This window comes from Novosphingobium rhizovicinum, assembly GCF_040813635.1.
Lineage (GTDB): Bacteria > Pseudomonadota > Alphaproteobacteria > Sphingomonadales > Sphingomonadaceae > Novosphingobium > Novosphingobium rhizovicinum.
Genome location: NZ_JBFNXR010000021.1, coordinates 314228 through 329463 on the forward strand (window position 1 = coordinate 314228; position 15236 = coordinate 329463).

A 15236-nucleotide genomic window follows, 5' to 3' on the forward strand; every position below is an offset into this window, starting at 1 on the left:
GAAACCGAGCGACCCGCGCAGAGGTGGCACAAAGAGGCTGCAGGCGTGTTGATGCGCCATGACAGCCAAGATCGACACGAACGCAGTTGGCGAAGCCGCGCTCGACCTCGACCATCGGATCCATGAGCTGGCCGAGCCAGCGCGTGAGAAGCCCTTGGTCAAAGTGCTGGGCTTTCTGAGCGAAGTAGGGGATCAGCCCCAATTGCGCCTGCTGTGCGGCGCCACGATCGCGGTCGGCATCTGGCGTGCCGACGTGCGCCTGGTCGGCACCGGCATGCGGATGCTGCTCGCTCACGAATGCGCCACTCTTGTCAAAGACATGGTCAAGCGCCGCGTCAATCGTCGACGGCCGCGCAGCGCTTGGGGCAAAGACCAGGAGAAGCCGCGATCCGGCTCCAGCCTCGACAAGGAGGAGAATAGCTTCCCATCCGGCCACAGTGCCGGAGCATTGGCGGTCGCGTGCGCGTTCTCCGCCGCGTACCCGCCCTACCGGGGCACCGCTTTGCTGGCTGCAGGGAGCGTTGCTGCGGCTCAGGTCCCGCGTTGCGCTCACTACCCATCGGATGTCGGGGCTGGTCTCGCCATAGGTGCGGCGTCTGGCACGATCGTCACAGCGGCTTGGCATCTGGGACGCCGTAGCCTTGCGACAATGCTCCGGCTGTTATCCCGGCAGTGACGGCCAAGCTGCCGTACCATACGAAAGAACCCGGCCGTTACCAGCCGGGTTCTTCAAGCTTCAGATCTGCAGTTCCCCGTCAGAGCTTGTTGGTCAGCTCCGGTACGACGGTGAACAGGTCGCCCACCAGGCCGATGTCGGCCACCTGGAAGATCGGCGCGTCCTCGTCCTTGTTGATGGCGATGATGGTCTTGGAGTCCTTCATGCCGGCAAGGTGCTGGATCGCGCCGGAGATCCCGACCGCGATGTAGATTTCCGGCGCGACGATCTTGCCCGTCTGACCGACCTGGTAGTCGTTGGGCACATATCCGGCGTCGACCGCGGCGCGGCTGGCCCCGACTGCAGCGTGCAGCTTGTCGGCGAGCGGGAAGATCACCTCCTGGAAGGTGTCTGCATCCTTGAGCGCGCGGCCGCCGGAGACGATGATCTTGGCGCTGGTGAGTTCCGGACGCTCGGACTTGGCGAGCTCTGCGCTGACGAAGCTGGAGAGGCCTGCGTCACCGGGGCCGGAGACCGCCTCGACGCTGCCGGAGCCGCCGCTTGTCGCTGCCTTCTCGAACGCGGTGCCGCGAACGGTGATGACGAGCTTGGCGTCGGAGCTTTCGACCGTAGCGATTGCGTTGCCGGCGTAGATGGGACGCGTGAACGTCTTCTCGCCCTCGACCGAGAGGATGTCGGAGATCTGCATCACGTCGAGCAACGCTGCGACGCGCGGTGCGATGTTCTTGCCAGTGGTGGTTGCCGGGGCAACGAATGCATCGTGTTCAGCCATGAGCTGGACGACCAGCGGAGCGACGTTTTCTGCCAGAGGATTGGCATATGCGGCGTCGTCCGCGAGGTAGACCTTGCTTGCGCCGGCGATCTGTGCGGCGGCATCGGCAACGCCCTGCGCGCCCGAACCGGCCACCAGCAGGTTCACCTCACCCAGCTTGGAAGCTGCGGTCACGGCGGCAAGGGTGGCGTCCTTGACGGAAGCGTTGTCGTGTTCGACCCAGACGAGAGTCTTCATGTCAGAATTCCTTTCGCGGACCGGGGCTTAGTTGGCCCCAGTCCTTAATTGGCAACACCCATGTCCTTGAGCTTGTTCACCAGCGTGTCGACGTCGGGCACCTTGATGCCGGCCTGACGCACCGGCGGCTCCTTGACCGTGACGGTCTTGAGGCGCGGAGCAATGTCGACTCCGTAGTCGGCGGGGCTCTTGGTATCGAGCGGCTTCTTCTTTGCCTTCATGATGTTAGGCAGCGAAGCGTAGCGCGGTTCGTTGAGGCGCAGGTCCGTGGTGACGATCGCGGGCATCGACAGCTTCACCGTCTCCAGGCCGCCGTCGACTTCGCGAGTGACACTCACGCTGTCGCCTTCGATCTCGACCTTGCTGGCGAATGTGCCCTGCGGACGGCCAAGCAAGGCTGCGAGCATCTGGCCCGTCTGGTTCGAATCGTCGTCGATCGCCTGCTTGCCCAGAACCACGAGGCCTGGATTTTCCTCAGCAACGATAGCCTTGAGGATCTTGGCCACGGCCAGTGGTTCAACCTCTGCGTCGGTCTCAACCAGGATTGCGCGGTCGGCGCCCATGGCGAGCGCAGTGCGCAGGGTTTCCTGAGCCTTGGCCGGACCGACGGAGACCGCGACGATCTCCTCCGCCTTGCCTGCTTCCTTGAGGCGAATGGCTTCTTCGACGGCGATCTCGTCGAAGGGGTTCATGCTCATCTTGACGTTGGACAAGTCCACGCCAGTGCCGTCGGCTTTTACCCGCGGCTTTACGTTATAGTCGATCACCCGCTTGACGGGCACGAGGATCTTCATGTGGTTCGGTCCTCTCTGCGGCGGCGCGGCACGAGTTTAGCCGCGCGATTAAACAGGTACGCGGCGCATGCCATTGCGTTCCTTGTGCGCCGCGTCAACCCCTGCCAGCGGGAAGGCCGGCAGCTCTACCGGTCACTGCGGATCATAAAGTGCAACAAAAAAGGCCCGCCGTTTCACACGGCGAGCCCTCTTTGATGCAAAAGGTTGTCCGCCGATCAGGCGGCCGACTTGACCTCCGCGACGATCTTGCGGGCTGCGTCGCCCAGATCGTTTGCCGGCACGATCGCAAGGCCGGAATTCGCCAGGATTTCCTTGCCCTTGTCCACATTGGTGCCTTCCAGGCGCACCACGAGAGGAACCGAAAGGTTCACATCCTTGGCGGCGGCGACGATGCCTTCGGCGATCGTGTCGCACTTCATGATGCCGCCGAAGATGTTGACCAGAATGCCCTTCACGTTCGGATCAGCAAGGATGATCTTGAACGCTGCGGTCACCTTTTCCTTGTTGGCGCCGCCGCCCACGTCGAGGAAGTTCGCGGGGAAGCTGCCGTTGAGCTTGATGATGTCCATCGTGGCCATCGCAAGGCCGGCACCGTTGACCATACAGCCAATGTCACCGTCGAGCTTGATGTAGGCGAGGTCGTACTTCGAGGCTTCGAGCTCCGCCGGATCCTCCTCGGTCTCGTCGCGCAGGGCGAGCACGTCGGGATGGCGGAACAGAGCGTTCGAATCGAAGCTCATCTTGGTGTCGAGGACGAGCAGGTTGCCGTCCTTGGTCTCGACCAGCGGGTTGATCTCGAGCATGTCACAGTCGAGGTCCACGAAGGCGGTATAGAGCTGCTTGGCGAGCTTCTGCGCCTGCTTGTTGAGATCGCCCTCAAGCTTCAGGCCATAGGCGACGGCACGGCCGTGGTGCGGCTGGAAGCCCTCGGCCGGGTCGATGGTGATGGTGACGATCTTCTCAGGCGTGGAGTGGGCGACTTCCTCGATGTCCATGCCGCCTTCGGTGGACACGATCATCGCAAGGCGACCGGTCGCGCGGTCGACCAGCATCGAGAGGTAGTATTCCTTCTCGATGTCCACGCCGTCCGTCACGTAAAGGCGGTTCACCTGCTTGCCGGCGTCGCCCGTCTGAATCGTGACGAGAGTATTGCCAAGCATCTCCTTGGCATTCGCCTCGACTTCCTCAATCGACTTGGAGAGGCGCACGCCGCCCTTGGCGTCTTGGCCCAGTTCCTTGAACTTGCCCTTGCCGCGACCACCAGCGTGGATCTGCGCCTTCACCACGTAAAGCGGTCCGGGCAGCTTCTTGGCGCCCTCTACAGCTTCTTCGACGGTCAGTGCTGCGTGGCCGGCGGGAATCCCGACGCCATACTTCGCGAGCAGTTCCTTGGCCTGGTATTCGTGGATGTTCATCGAAGTCGCCTTCTGCTGAATTTTGCGCGTCTGGCAGGCGCGAATCTGCACGCGCAAGGGGGAGGAGCCTTGTGCAATGCCGCATAAGCACATCGGCAGCGCTTGAAAAGGGCTCGTAGCTTACCGATTAGGGATGAGTGCTTCACAGAATTGCATCTGCATGATCGACCGCGTCCGCCTGGAGGCCATCGTACGGGAGGCCGGCCGCATAGCGCTCGACGCCTGGCCGGGCGACGGCAATGCGTGCGAGGTCTGGAACAAGACGGACTCGAGCGGAGCTAACAGTCCGGTCTCTGCCGCCGACCTGGCTGTCGACACGTTCCTGAAGCGCGAACTGGGAGTCTTGCTGCCATCCGCAGCCTGGCTGTCCGAGGAAACGGCAGATGCACCCGCGCGCGTCGGGCACTCGCTGATCTGGCTCGTCGATCCGATCGACGGCACGCGTGACTTCGTGCGCGGGCGGACGGGTTGGGCGGTCTCGGTCGCGCTGGTCAGTGCGGGGCGGCCGCTGCTCGGATGCCTTTTCGCCCCCGTACGCCGTCGCGAGAACGGTGGGGAGCTATGGCATGCCGAGGCGGGGCAGGGCGCCTGGCGCAACGGCACGCGGCTCGCCGCCACGACACGCAGAGAGCTGTCTGGCGCTCGGGTGCCGGCCAAGGCGCTGATGAAGGAGGACGCGGATCTGGTCAGCGTCGAGCAACCCAACTCGATTGCCTTGCGCATCGCCATGGTAGCCGCGGATGAAGCGGATCTCGTGGCGACTTTGCGATGGGGGTACGAATGGGACATCGCTGCGGCCGGGCTCATCGCGCGCGAGGCCGGCGCCGCAGTTACGGATGCCTTCGGGCGGCCGCTTAATTACAACAAGCGCGATCCTCGTGCTTTCGGTGTCCTCGTATCATCTGCAGCCATGCACTCTGCCGCGGTCAACCGTCTGGCTGAGCGGGCACAACGCCTCTCCGCCTAGCCGGTTGTGCATCAGCGGGCCTGACGTGCCGAAAGCATCGCGTTGGCTGCGCTCTTCGCGGCGGACGTGGCGTTGCGCACGCAATCGGCATCCGGGTTGAGCGGGAACATGCGGTCGAGCTGCCTGCAGGCATCCTGTGCCACCCGGTCAATGCGTGTCATCAGCCGCTCCCGGTCGCGTTCCGTGCCAAGATCCAGGTCTTCGTAGAGCACAGGTATCGCCACCGAGGCCGTCGCGATCGGCGCCCCGGTGTAAGGCGAGCGCTCGGCTGGCAAGGGGAGGGCGCGCGGTGCGGTGACGACGATCTCATCTTCCTGCTGGTCTGGTGCAGCCATGGCAGCGCCACCGCAGGCGAGTGAGGCAAAGGCCATCAAGCCAAGTCCCGTGATCGTGCGCAGCATGGTGTCGTATCCCTCTGTTATCGGTGGCGGCATATGTGCAGTCTGCGCGCCCGGTGCGCGTTGACACTACGCAAATCGGGTGCACAGAAAAAGGGGCGGCACACCGGTGCCGCCCCTCGATAGTCCTGCCGCTGCCGCTTAGCGGGCGGCTTGAACGTCCTGAGTGGTCACAGGAGTGATCTTGATCTCGACGCGGCGGTTGAGCGAGCGCCCTTCGGCAGTCGTGTTGTCCGCGACCGGATAGCTCTCACCCATGCCCTGCGTCTGGATCCGCGCCGAGGAAACCCCGCGCGAGATCAGATAGCGCGCAACGGCGTCGGCGCGGCGCTTGGAAAGATCCAGGTTGTAGGCATCCGATCCCGTCGAGTCGGTGTGGCCGTAAACGTCGATGAGGCTGTTGGGGTACTGCACCATGCTCTGGGCAACCCGGTCGAGCGAGGCTTGGAATGATGGGCTGATCTGAGTGGAGTCAACGGCGAACGTCACATCCGGAAGGTTCAAGAGAATGCCGTCGCCCTGCTGGCTAACGTCGATGCCAGAGCCAGCGGTAGATTCGCGCAGTTCCTTGATCTGCTGATCGAGCTGATAGCCCACCGCCGCACCGGCAACGCCTCCGATGCCAGCGCCGACGATTCGCGCCGTCTTGCCTCCGATCACGCTGCCAAGAAGATACCCCAGCCCCGCGCCCCCGGTCCCGCCAATAGCCGTTCGAGAGATTTTCCTTTCGCCGGTGTTCGGGTCGGTGACGCAGCCCGAAACCATGACCAGCGAGAGCGCTGCGGCGGCGGAAGTAAGAAGGCGGGTGGTTTTCATATCGAGCCCTTTCCTCATAATCAGCATCGCGCCTTACGTGCGTTTGTGCACATGAACGGCATCTGGATGACAGGCGGGCAACGGATTGTCAGCCTTTCGGTTCCGATGGCAAGCAGCATGGAGACCCTATCAGCTGCACAAGCGGGCCCCTTCGCGTTGACCATTTTGTCTGCTAGCGCAGGCGCATTGTGACGCCATTCCCTTGGACCGACCTCGTTGTCATCGCCGCGCTGATCCTCCTGAACGGCCTGTTTTCCATGTCCGAGCTGGCGATTGTTTCGGCTCGACCCGCGCGGCTCAGGGTCTCTGCGGAAAAGGGCAGCAAGGCGGCAAGCACCGCCATCGCCCTTGCGGAAGATCCAGGTAAGTTCCTTTCGACGGTTCAGATCGGCATCACTCTGATCGGCATCATTGCGGGTGCCTATTCGGGTGCGAGCTTGGGTGGCCCCGTCGGTGAGCGGCTTGCGGCCCTGGGAGTCCCCGTACGCTTCGCTGGCGAGGCCGGTTTTACACTCGTCATCATCGCGACGACATACGCTAGCGTGGTCGTCGGTGAACTGGTGCCGAAGCAGATTGCTCTGCGTGCGGCTGAGCCCATCGCCCTCATCATGGCTTTGCCCATGGCCCTACTCGCGCGCGCCATGGGGCCCTTTGTCTGGCTTCTCGACCGCTCATCGGCTTTGTTGCTGCGGCTACTGGCGGTGCGGCGCGGCGGCGAGGGGCGCCTCACGGCCGAAGAGCTGCACATGATCTTTGCCGAGGCAACACGCTCGGGTGTGATCGAGGAGGGAGAGCGTGCGATGATGGCTGGCGTGATGCGCCTGGCTGATCGCCCCATTCGGGAGCTGATGACGCCGCGGCCGGAAATCCGCTGGATCGACGCTGAGTCCACGCAGGAGCAGTTGAGTGCGCGCGTGCTCGATTCGCCACATGCGATGCTTCCCGTGGCGGAGGGCTCACCCGACAACGTCGTCGGTGTTCTGCGTGTGCGTGACGCTCTGGCGGTCTTGGTGGAGGGAAAGCCGGTCGACATCGCCTCCCTGATGCGCAGGGTCGAAGTCATTCCCGACCAGGTCGACGCGATGGACGCGCTCAAGGTGCTGCAGCGCGCCGAAGTGCCGATGGTCATGGTGCGGGACGAGTACGGCCACCTGGAAGGGCTTGTTACGCCCAGCGATGTGCTCACCGCTATTGCCGGTAACTTCGCGAGCCACCAGGATGAAGGCGATGAGCCCCTGCTGGTGGAGCGTGAGGACGGATCTCTTCTCGTCTCGGGCGCCATGCCGGCCGATGTGTTGGCCGATCGCCTGAGCATCGAACTGCCCGAAGACCGTGAATTTGCTACGGCTGCGGGCTACGTGCTCGCTGTCCTGAAGCAGCTGCCCCAGGAAGGCCAGTTCTTTGAAACACAGGGGTGGCGTTTCGAAGTGGTCGACATGGACGGGCTGAGGATCGACAAGCTGCTGATCGCGCGCGAGCGCCTGGAGCCCGCCGATAACGTGTCCGGCGACGGCTGAAGAGAGGCACGGCCTCTCCAGCCGTCTTGCAATTACATCAACGAAACCGTGCGTCCCGTCGGGGATGGCGCATAGGCTTGCGAGCTGGCGCCAATCGCGACCTGCGCGTCACGGCCATCACCTTCGGGTGCTGCGAGGATCTGGCGGGTGATCGGCCCCTTGGCGACGTTGTGCGTCGCCAGATCACCGACGGTGGAACGGATCGAAGGGGCTGCGGTGCCAGCGAGGCTGAGTGTGTTGGATTCGATATCGCTGCGGGCGGAAGGGCCGCCGAACAGGGCGTCCAACGTCTGTCCCTGCAGCGTCGCTTCTGCGGGACGAGGTTCGCCTTGCTGCGGCGGCGTCAATGAAAAGTCAGGCGGGACGACCAGCGGCGTCTGACGCTGGACGGCAAACTCATCGGGACGGCCGCGATTGAAGAGGCCGCCGCTGCTGCAACCCGACAGCACAATCGCTGCCGTGCCAGCCACGACACTCATCTTCACGAGCTTGGACATGCGCATCGATTCAACTCTCCGGAGCGGCCTGCGGCGCTGCTTCGGGCTTTTCGCGCGAAAGCAGGGAGCGGGCAAGAATAATCAGGACGCCGATCGTGATCGCCGCGTCCGCGAAATTGAAGATCAGGAAGGGACGGAACTCACCGAAATGCAGGTCCGCATAATCGACCACGAAACCGTGGTTCCAGCGGTCGACGATGTTGCCCAGCGCTCCGCCCAGTACCAGCCCGAGCGGGAGTATGTCTCCCAGTGTGCGCTCACGCAGCATCCAGATCGCGACGAACAGCGCGATCGCAGCCGTCGCGGCGACCAGCAGGAAACGCATCTCGATCGAACCGGCTGTGAGCAGGCCCAACGAAATCCCGTAGTTCTCCGTCCAGCGGAAATCGAAGAAGGGCAGCACCTCAACGACACGCACTTCCTGCAGCTTCAGTGTGCGTGCAACGAAGAGGACCTTGATCGCCTGGTCGATGGCGAAAACCGTCAGGGCCAGCAGTACGCCGAGACCGCGCCGACGCCAGATGGATTTCATACCGGCGTCTCCAGAGCGCTGACGACGTTATCGCAGCGGGCGCAGAGGGCGCCATCATCCTCGACTTCGGGGAGATGGCGCCAGCAACGGCCGCATTTGTGCTTCTCGGTGGGCGCGACCGCCACACCGTCGTCCTGCCCGCGCGATACTGTCGCGGTGATGAACAACTCCGCGAGATCAGCATCGGGAGCAGTCTCCGGCACCGTGACTTCGGCTGCGAGGCTGGATCCGACGATCTTCTCGCGCCGCAAGGGTTCGATCGCTTCGGTGACCTTCTCGCGCAAGGAGCGCAGCTCGGCCCAGCGCGCGAGGTCGGCCTCAGCCGCAGGCACTTGCGGCCATTCGAGCAGGTGGACGCTATCGCTGCCAGGGTAGCGGCTCTGCCACACTTCCTCGGCGGTGAAGACCAGCACTGGCGAAGCGTAGCGGATCAGCGCCTGGAACAGCGTATCGAGAACGGTGCGGTAGGCGCGACGCTTCGGGTCCGTAGGCGCGTCGCAGTAGAGGCTATCCTTGCGGATATCGAAGAAGAATGCCGACAAGTCCTCGTTGCAGAAGTCGATCAGCGCACGGACGTAAGTGTTGAAGTCGAAGTCCGCGACCGCTTGCTTCAGTGTCGCGTCCAGTCGGCCGAGCAGCGCTAGCACATAGCGCTCCAGCTCCGGCATCTGCTCCACCGGCAGAGCTTCCACTTCGTCGTAGTCGGCCAGCGCGCCCAGCATGTAGCGGAAGGTGTTGCGCAGCTTGCGGTACTGGTCTGCGACACCCTTGAGGATCTCGTCGCCGATGCGGTGATCCTCGGTGTAGTCGACCGAGAGCGCCCAAAGGCGGATGATGTCGGCGCCGTTGGTCTCCATGACCTTCAGGGGGCTGACCGTGTTGCCGAGCGACTTCGACATCTTGAGGCCCTTGGCGTCCATGGTGAAGCCGTGGGTCAGGACCGCGTTGTACGGCGCGCAGCCGCGCGTGGCGCAGCTTTCCAGCAGCGAGGACTGGAACCAGCCGCGATGCTGGTCCGAGCCTTCGAGGTAGAGGTCGGCCGGCCACGACAGCTCGGGCCAGCGGCCGCTTTCCAGCACAAAAGCGTGAGTGGAGCCGGAATCGAACCAGACATCCAGAATGTCGGTGACGCGCTCATAGTCTTCGGCGCGATACTGGTCGCCCAGATACTCCTGTGCGCGTTCGTCGGACCACGCGTCGACGCCGCCTTGCGTGACGGCGGCGACGATGCGGGCGTTGACCTCGGGATCGGCGAGGTACTGGCCGGTTTCGCGGTTCACGAACAGCGTGATCGGCACGCCCCAGGCGCGCTGGCGGCTGAGCACCCAATCAGGGCGCCCCTCCACCATGGCGCCGATGCGGTTGCGGCCCTTCTCGGGGACAAAGCGCGTGGCGGCGATGGCCTGTACGGCGGTCTGGCGCAGAGTCTCGCCGGCGCCTTGTTCGTCACGGATCTCTGCCTCGGTGGCGCAGAGAGGCGCCTGGCGATCGATCGGGCGATCCATCGGCACGAACCACTGCGGGGTGCAGCGGTAGATCACCTTGGCCTTCGAGCGCCACGAATGCGGATAGGAGTGCTTGTAATCGGCCGAAGCCGCCAGCAGCCCGCCAGCTTCACGAAGGTCGGAACAGATCGGCCCGTCGGGCGCGTTGAACTTGGGGTTGATGACCGATCCCAGGCCGCCCAGCCAAGGCCAGTCGGCGCGGTACTTGCCGTCACCCTCGACTGCGAACTTGGGGCCGATGCCGTGGGCCTTGCACAGATCGAAGTCGTCCTCACCGTGGTCCGGCGACATGTGGACGAGCCCGGTGCCGCTGTCGGTGGTGACGAAGTCGCCCGGCAACAGCGGACGCGGCTCGGCAAAGAAACCGCCGAGATGGTGCATCGGATGGCGGGCGAGGGTGCCGGCGAGGTCGGAGCCTTTGATCAGTAGAGGTTCGCCCGCTTCGCCGAGATTATTCCAAATGGGGAGGCGACAACGATCCTCGAAACTTTTTACTAGCTGGGAGGCGATAAGTAGACGCATCCCATGTTGCAGCTGTGGGATAGGCTCAGTCGGTCGAACTAGATTGTCTTGGGCGTCAACGACTTCGACAAGTGTGTACTCAACATCAGGCCCATACGCGAGCGCCTGGTTCACCGGGATCGTCCACGGCGTCGTCGTCCAGATCACCGCATGCGCGCCGACCAGTTCCTTGATCGGTGAGTCAGTGATCTCGAATGCCACGTCGATCTGGGTCGAGACGATGTCCTCGTACTCGACCTCGGCCTCGGCCAGCGCGGTCTTCTCGACAGGCGACCACATCACCGGCTTGGCGCCGCGGTAGAGCTGGCCGCTCTCGGCAAACTTCAGCAGTTCGGCGACGATCGTGCCTTCCGCTTGCGGGTCCATCGTCAGGTAGGGCTTGTCCCAGTCGCCGTTGATGCCAAGGCGCTTGAGCTGCTCGCGCTGCACGTCCACCCACTTGGCGGCATAGGCGCGGCACTCGGCGCGGAACTCGACCGGGTCGACCTCGTCCTTGTTCTTCTTTTTCTTGCGGTATTCTTCCTCGACCTTCCACTCGATGGGGAGGCCGTGGCAGTCCCAGCCGGGCACGTACGGCGCGTCCTTGCCCAGAAGTGTCTGGGTGCGCACCACCATGTCCTTGAGGATGTGGTTCAGCGCATGGCCGATGTGCATATCGCCATTGGCATAGGGCGGACCGTCGTGAAGGATGAACTTCTCACGCCCTGCACGCGCTTCGCGCGTTCTGGCGTAGAGGTCCTGTTCCTGCCAGCGCGCGAGGATCGCCGGCTCCTTCTGCGGCAGGCCGGCTTTCATCGGGAAGTCCGTCTTCGGCAGGAAGACGGTGGATCGGAAATCGCGCTCTTCGGTCATGACGCACGCGCCTTAGCGGCGCGCGCGCGCAACTGCAATTTATGCTTGGGCCCGTTGCGCCCGGCGTCGCTCGTTTCGAGGGGCAAAACGCTGTGGCCCACCACCCCCAAGGCCATTACCGGCGAGCCCTCGCCTCAGTTCGCAGCCGGTCCAGCGGTAGATTTGTTCGCGGACAGCCCGCCAAGCTGCGATATTCAGTGCACGAAAACCCGGTGGCGCTCAGGGCGAGACTGCCATGTTGTCGATGAGCCGGGCCTTCCCGATCCGTGCCGCAACAAGCAGCCGCATCGGCCGGTTGGAGCGGGCCTCCAGAAGCCGCAGGTTCTCGGCATCGCGAAGTTCGGCGTAGTCGACGCTCAGAAACCCTTCGGAAAGCAGCGTGCGCGCAAGCTGGGAAAGTGCCTCGCCGGGAGCGATGCCGCTCTCGATGGCGCTGACCGCGGCATGCATTGCCTCAGGCAGGATGGCCGCCCGGCCTCGTTCCGCCTCGGTCAGGTACGCATTGCGGGAACTCATCGCCAGCCCGTCCGCCTCGCGCACAGTGGGCACACCCAGGATCGCGTCGGCACGCGGGCGGACCAGATCGAGGTCGCGCGCCATGCGGCGAATGACTGCGAGCTGCTGCCAGTCCTTCTCACCGAACAACGCCATGTCGGGGCGGACCTGGTTGAACAGCTTGCACACGACCGTCGCCACGCCATCGAAGTGTCCGGGACGACTTGCGCCGCACAGCCCTTCGCTGACGCCGCTGATCGAGATGTTGGTGGCGAACCCCTCAGGATACATGACGTCGACACCGGGCGCCCAGACCAACTCGACGCCTTCCGCCTCCAGCAGCGCGCAGTCACGCTCCAGTTGGCGGGGATAGGCGTCGAGATCCTCGTTTGCTCCAAACTGGAGCGGGTTGACGAAGATCGAGACAGCCACATGCGTTGCTCTGCGCTTCGCCTCGCGTACCAGCGTAAGATGGCCGTCATGCAGCGCGCCCATGGTGGGCACCAGAGCGAGCGAACCGGCGGCACCCAACGAGTCGACAGTGTTTCGTAGTGGATCAAGAGTGTGGATCAATTGCATTGACGTGGCGCGCTCCGGTATGAAGTCCTCGACCGGACTCAATTGCGCGGATTAGCCGCGACGGCCGGGATCGGGCAATGATCTTAGGGAATTATCGTGACAGCGCATCGTATCGTCTTCGCCAATGAGAAGGGCGGCACCGGCAAGTCCACCACGGCGGTCCACGTCGCCATCGCGCTTGCCTATCAGGGAGCGCGGGTTGCGTGCGTCGATCTCGACCACCGGCAGCGCACGCTGTTCCGCTACATGGAAAACCGGCTGGATACCGAAAAGCGACGTGAGATCAGCCTTCCGGGTACCCGTTTCGCGGTTTACGACGGCACCGAGGTCGAGGAACTGGAGGACCTTGCCGGGGCGATCGCGGAGGAACAGGACTTCCTGGTGTTCGACACGCCGGGCCGCGACGATCCTCTCGCCCGGCATGTGGCGACGACCGCCGATACGCTGGTGACGCCGCTGAACGACAGCTTCGTCGACTTTGACCTCATCGGACAGGTCGAGGGTGAGACTTTCAAGGTGAAGAGACTGTCGTTCTACGCCGAACTCATGTGGGAGGCCCGCAAGAAGCGGGCGCACTCGACGATCAACGAGCAGCGGCGGGAGATGGACTGGGTCGTGGTGCGTAACCGTACCCAGCACGTCGAGGCTCGCAACATGCGCAGGCTCGATTCCGCCCTCCAGGAACTGTCGAAGCGCGTGGGTTTTCGCATCGCTGGCGGCCTGTCCGAGCGCGTCATTTTCCGTGAGCTGTTTCCCTCGGGGCTGACCTTGCTGGACAAAGGACACCTGGGTGACCTGGGCACGAGTCATCTCGTCGCGCGGCAGGAACTGCGCAGTCTGGTGGCTGGCCTGAATCTGCCGATGCCGCAACGCTCGGGCGGTCAAAGCGATCAGGACATGGCGATTGCCGCGGAGTGATGAAGTTTATTGTCCTTCTGGCGCTCGCGCTGGTCGCATGGAGGCTGGTCACGGGCCGCTGGCCGTGGCAACCAAAGCTGGCTCCGAGGCGTTCGGCCGTGCGGCAGCGGGCCCGCACTCTTCTGGGCGTGCAGCCCGGGGCGGGACGGCGAGAAATCGTTGAGGCGCATCGCCGTCTTCTCGCGACGGTCCATCCGGACCGGGGCGGCAGCAATGAATTGGTTCACGAGGCGAACGCGGCCAGGGATGTTCTCCTTGCCGAGCTGCCTCCCCATGCGAACGAGTAATTGGCAGGAGTGACGATGAGCTACACTTTCGATCCTACGGTCCTCCGCGAATACGACATCCGCGGCATCATCGGCGAGACGCTGGGAACCGACGATGCGCGGGCCATCGGGCGCGGCTTCGGCACGCTGCTCGCCCGGGAAGGGGGAAAGAAGGTGGCCGTCGGCTACGACGGGCGCGTCAGTTCACCGGTGCTGGAGAAGGCACTGATCGAGGGGCTGAACGCCAGCGGCATCGACGTGGTCAGCGTCGGTATGGGGCCAACCCCGATGCTCTACTACGCCGAAGCCTCAATGAATGATGTGCAGGGCGGCATTCAGATAACTGGCAGCCACAATCCCGCCAATTACAATGGCTTCAAGATGGTATTTATGGGGCGTCCGTTCTTCGGAGCGGACATCCAGAAGATCGGGAGGATGGCCGCCGAGGGAGACTGGGACGACGGGACCGGGACCAGCGAAACCCGCGACATCCTCGACGAGTACGTCGAGCGGTTGTTGAAGGGGCTCGACGGGCTGCCCGCCGACAAGCTCCAGAGCCTGCGAATCGGCTGGGACGCCGGGAACGGCGCTGCCGGTCCCGCACTCGAAATGCTCACCAACCGGATGCCCGGCGAGCATTTCCTTCTCTACACCGAAGTCGACGGAAATTTTCCCAACCATCATCCTGATCCTACCGAAGAGAAGAATCTGGCAGACCTCAAGGCGCTGGTCGCGGAGAAGAAGCTCGACTTCGGAGTCGCTTTCGACGGCGACGCTGACCGTATCGGCGCTGTCGATGGCGAGGGCCGCGTGATCTGGGGCGATCAGTTGCTGATGATTTACGCACAGGATCTGCTCAAGATGGTGCCCGGTGCCACAATCATCGCCGACGTGAAGGCCTCTCGCGCACTGTTCGACACGGTCGCTCAGTACGGCGGTGAACCGCTGATGTGGAAGACCGGTCACTCGCTGATCAAGTCGAAGATGAAGGAGACAGGCTCACCGCTGGCTGGCGAAATGAGCGGGCACGTCTTCTTCAAGCACGAGTACTACGGGTACGACGACGCGCTCTATGCGGGTATCCGGCTGATCGCGGCATCGATGCGCCTGGGCAAGTCGGTTACGCAGATGCGCGGTGACATGCCCCAGATGCTCAACACCCCAGAGATGCGCTTCCAGGTGGACGAGAGCCGCAAGTTCGCCGCCATCGAAGAGGTGAAGGCACGCCTTGCCGCCACGGACGCCGAAGTGAACGGCATCGATGGCGTGCGTGTGAACACGTCCGATGGCTGGTGGCTGTTACGCGCGTCAAACACGCAGGACGTGCTTGTCGCTCGCGCTGAAAGCGACACGGAGGAGGGGCTCGATCGGCTCATGGCCCAGATCGACGAGCAGCTTGCACTCTCCGGGCTGCAGCGCGGCCCTCAAGCCGGACATTGAGCGAGGCCGAAACGCAATGAAAAGGGGAGCTGTGAGGC

At 63.7% G+C, this 15236-nt stretch carries 15 protein-coding genes; 6 read left to right on the forward strand and 9 right to left on the reverse strand.

What is annotated here, in order from left to right:
• Positions 1 to 58: 58 nt before the first annotated feature.
• Positions 59 to 676 carry a phosphatase PAP2 family protein gene (locus tag ABUH87_RS06265; protein WP_367771304.1) on the forward strand — a complete coding sequence of 206 codons (618 nt, stop codon included), beginning with the start codon at positions 59 to 61 and terminating at the stop codon, positions 674 to 676.
• 79 nt (positions 677 to 755) lie between these two features.
• On the opposite strand, the gene ABUH87_RS06270 is transcribed toward ABUH87_RS06265, so the two are convergent.
• The 3 genes from ABUH87_RS06270 to sucC form a co-directional block, all read right to left on the reverse strand.
• Positions 756 to 1685, reverse strand: coding sequence for an electron transfer flavoprotein subunit alpha/FixB family protein (locus ABUH87_RS06270; RefSeq protein WP_367771307.1), 930 nt, complete (start codon positions 1683 to 1685; stop codon positions 756 to 758).
• 44 nt (positions 1686 to 1729) lie between these two features.
• Positions 1730 to 2479, reverse strand: a complete 750-nt coding sequence (locus ABUH87_RS06275) for an electron transfer flavoprotein subunit beta/FixA family protein (RefSeq protein WP_367771310.1) — start codon at positions 2477 to 2479, stop codon at positions 1730 to 1732.
• 215 nt (positions 2480 to 2694) lie between these two features.
• Positions 2695 to 3894, reverse strand: coding sequence for an ADP-forming succinate--CoA ligase subunit beta (gene sucC / locus ABUH87_RS06280; protein ID WP_367771315.1), 1200 nt, complete (start codon positions 3892 to 3894; stop codon positions 2695 to 2697).
• 160 nt (positions 3895 to 4054) lie between these two features.
• Here sucC and ABUH87_RS06285 point away from each other — a divergent pair, with 160 nt between their 5' ends.
• Complete coding sequence (locus ABUH87_RS06285) at positions 4055 to 4861, forward strand: 3'(2'),5'-bisphosphate nucleotidase CysQ (RefSeq protein ID WP_367771318.1); 807 nt, start codon at positions 4055 to 4057, stop codon at positions 4859 to 4861.
• An 11-nt stretch (positions 4862 to 4872) separates the two neighbouring features.
• Here ABUH87_RS06285 and ABUH87_RS06290 read toward each other — a convergent pair whose 3' ends face one another.
• Entirely contained in the window at positions 4873 to 5262 is a 390-nt protein-coding gene (locus tag ABUH87_RS06290) for a UrcA family protein (RefSeq protein ID WP_367771321.1), read from the reverse strand.
• Between the two features lie 138 nt (positions 5263 to 5400).
• Positions 5401 to 6075: a YiaD family glycine zipper/OmpA-like lipoprotein gene (locus tag ABUH87_RS06295; protein ID WP_367771324.1), complete on the reverse strand. Its 675-nt coding sequence runs from the start codon at positions 6073 to 6075 to the stop codon at positions 5401 to 5403.
• 188 nt (positions 6076 to 6263) lie between these two features.
• On the opposite strand from ABUH87_RS06295, the gene ABUH87_RS06300 reads away from it, so the two are divergent.
• Positions 6264 to 7592, forward strand: a complete 1329-nt coding sequence (locus ABUH87_RS06300; RefSeq protein WP_367771328.1) for a hemolysin family protein — start codon at positions 6264 to 6266, stop codon at positions 7590 to 7592.
• A 32-nt stretch (positions 7593 to 7624) separates the two neighbouring features.
• On the opposite strand, the gene ABUH87_RS06305 is transcribed toward ABUH87_RS06300, so the two are convergent.
• The 4 genes from ABUH87_RS06305 to panC form a co-directional block, all read right to left on the reverse strand.
• A complete protein-coding gene (locus tag ABUH87_RS06305; protein ID WP_419956678.1) occupies positions 7625 to 8089 on the reverse strand; it encodes a DUF3035 domain-containing protein in 465 nt (154 codons plus the stop codon).
• Positions 8090 to 8099: 10 nt separating this feature from the next.
• Positions 8100 to 8621: a signal peptidase II gene (lspA, locus tag ABUH87_RS06310; protein WP_367771334.1), complete on the reverse strand. Its 522-nt coding sequence runs from the start codon at positions 8619 to 8621 to the stop codon at positions 8100 to 8102.
• A complete protein-coding gene (ileS, locus tag ABUH87_RS06315) occupies positions 8618 to 11500 on the reverse strand; it encodes an isoleucine--tRNA ligase (RefSeq protein ID WP_367771337.1) in 2883 nt (960 codons plus the stop codon). The genes lspA and ileS overlap by 4 nt, the downstream gene beginning before the upstream one ends.
• Positions 11501 to 11719: 219 nt before the next feature.
• Positions 11720 to 12574: a pantoate--beta-alanine ligase gene (gene panC / locus ABUH87_RS06320; protein WP_367771340.1), complete on the reverse strand. Its 855-nt coding sequence runs from the start codon at positions 12572 to 12574 to the stop codon at positions 11720 to 11722.
• 96 nt (positions 12575 to 12670) lie between these two features.
• Here panC and ABUH87_RS06325 point away from each other — a divergent pair, with 96 nt between their 5' ends.
• From ABUH87_RS06325 to pgmG, 3 genes are read left to right on the forward strand one after another with little or no spacing between them, the layout of a single operon-like run.
• Positions 12671 to 13492, forward strand: a complete 822-nt coding sequence (locus ABUH87_RS06325) for a division plane positioning ATPase MipZ (RefSeq protein WP_367771343.1) — start codon at positions 12671 to 12673, stop codon at positions 13490 to 13492.
• Positions 13492 to 13779, forward strand: coding sequence for a molecular chaperone DnaJ (locus tag ABUH87_RS06330; protein WP_367772153.1), 288 nt, complete (start codon positions 13492 to 13494; stop codon positions 13777 to 13779). The genes ABUH87_RS06325 and ABUH87_RS06330 overlap by 1 nt, the downstream gene beginning before the upstream one ends.
• A gap of 15 nt (positions 13780 to 13794) precedes the next feature.
• Positions 13795 to 15198 (forward strand): phosphoglucomutase/phosphomannomutase PgmG, encoded by a 1404-nt coding sequence (gene pgmG / locus ABUH87_RS06335; RefSeq protein WP_367771346.1) that lies wholly within the window; start codon positions 13795 to 13797, stop codon positions 15196 to 15198.
• The last annotated feature ends 38 nt before the right edge of the window (positions 15199 to 15236 follow it).

Excerpts from the sequence above, each read along its gene's own strand:
- ABUH87_RS06265 (WP_367771304.1), top strand. The coding sequence starts at position 59 with ATGACAGCCAAGATCGACACGAACGCAGTTGGCGAAGCCGCGCTCGAC.
- ABUH87_RS06270 (WP_367771307.1), bottom strand. The coding sequence starts at position 1,685 with ATGAAGACTCTCGTCTGGGTCGAACACGACAACGCTTCCGTCAAGGAC.
- ABUH87_RS06275 (WP_367771310.1), bottom strand. The coding sequence starts at position 2,479 with ATGAAGATCCTCGTGCCCGTCAAGCGGGTGATCGACTATAACGTAAAG.
- sucC (WP_367771315.1), bottom strand. The coding sequence starts at position 3,894 with ATGAACATCCACGAATACCAGGCCAAGGAACTGCTCGCGAAGTATGGC.
- ABUH87_RS06285 (WP_367771318.1), top strand. The coding sequence starts at position 4,055 with ATGATCGACCGCGTCCGCCTGGAGGCCATCGTACGGGAGGCCGGCCGC.
- ABUH87_RS06290 (WP_367771321.1), bottom strand. The coding sequence starts at position 5,262 with ATGCTGCGCACGATCACGGGACTTGGCTTGATGGCCTTTGCCTCACTC.
- ABUH87_RS06295 (WP_367771324.1), bottom strand. The coding sequence starts at position 6,075 with ATGAAAACCACCCGCCTTCTTACTTCCGCCGCCGCAGCGCTCTCGCTG.
- ABUH87_RS06305 (WP_419956678.1), bottom strand. The coding sequence starts at position 8,089 with ATGTCCAAGCTCGTGAAGATGAGTGTCGTGGCTGGCACGGCAGCGATT.
- lspA (WP_367771334.1), bottom strand. The coding sequence starts at position 8,621 with ATGAAATCCATCTGGCGTCGGCGCGGTCTCGGCGTACTGCTGGCCCTG.
- ileS (WP_367771337.1), bottom strand. The coding sequence starts at position 11,500 with ATGACCGAAGAGCGCGATTTCCGATCCACCGTCTTCCTGCCGAAGACG.
- panC (WP_367771340.1), bottom strand. The coding sequence starts at position 12,574 with ATGCAATTGATCCACACTCTTGATCCACTACGAAACACTGTCGACTCG.
- ABUH87_RS06330 (WP_367772153.1), top strand. The coding sequence starts at position 13,492 with ATGAAGTTTATTGTCCTTCTGGCGCTCGCGCTGGTCGCATGGAGGCTG.
- pgmG (WP_367771346.1), top strand. The coding sequence starts at position 13,795 with ATGAGCTACACTTTCGATCCTACGGTCCTCCGCGAATACGACATCCGC.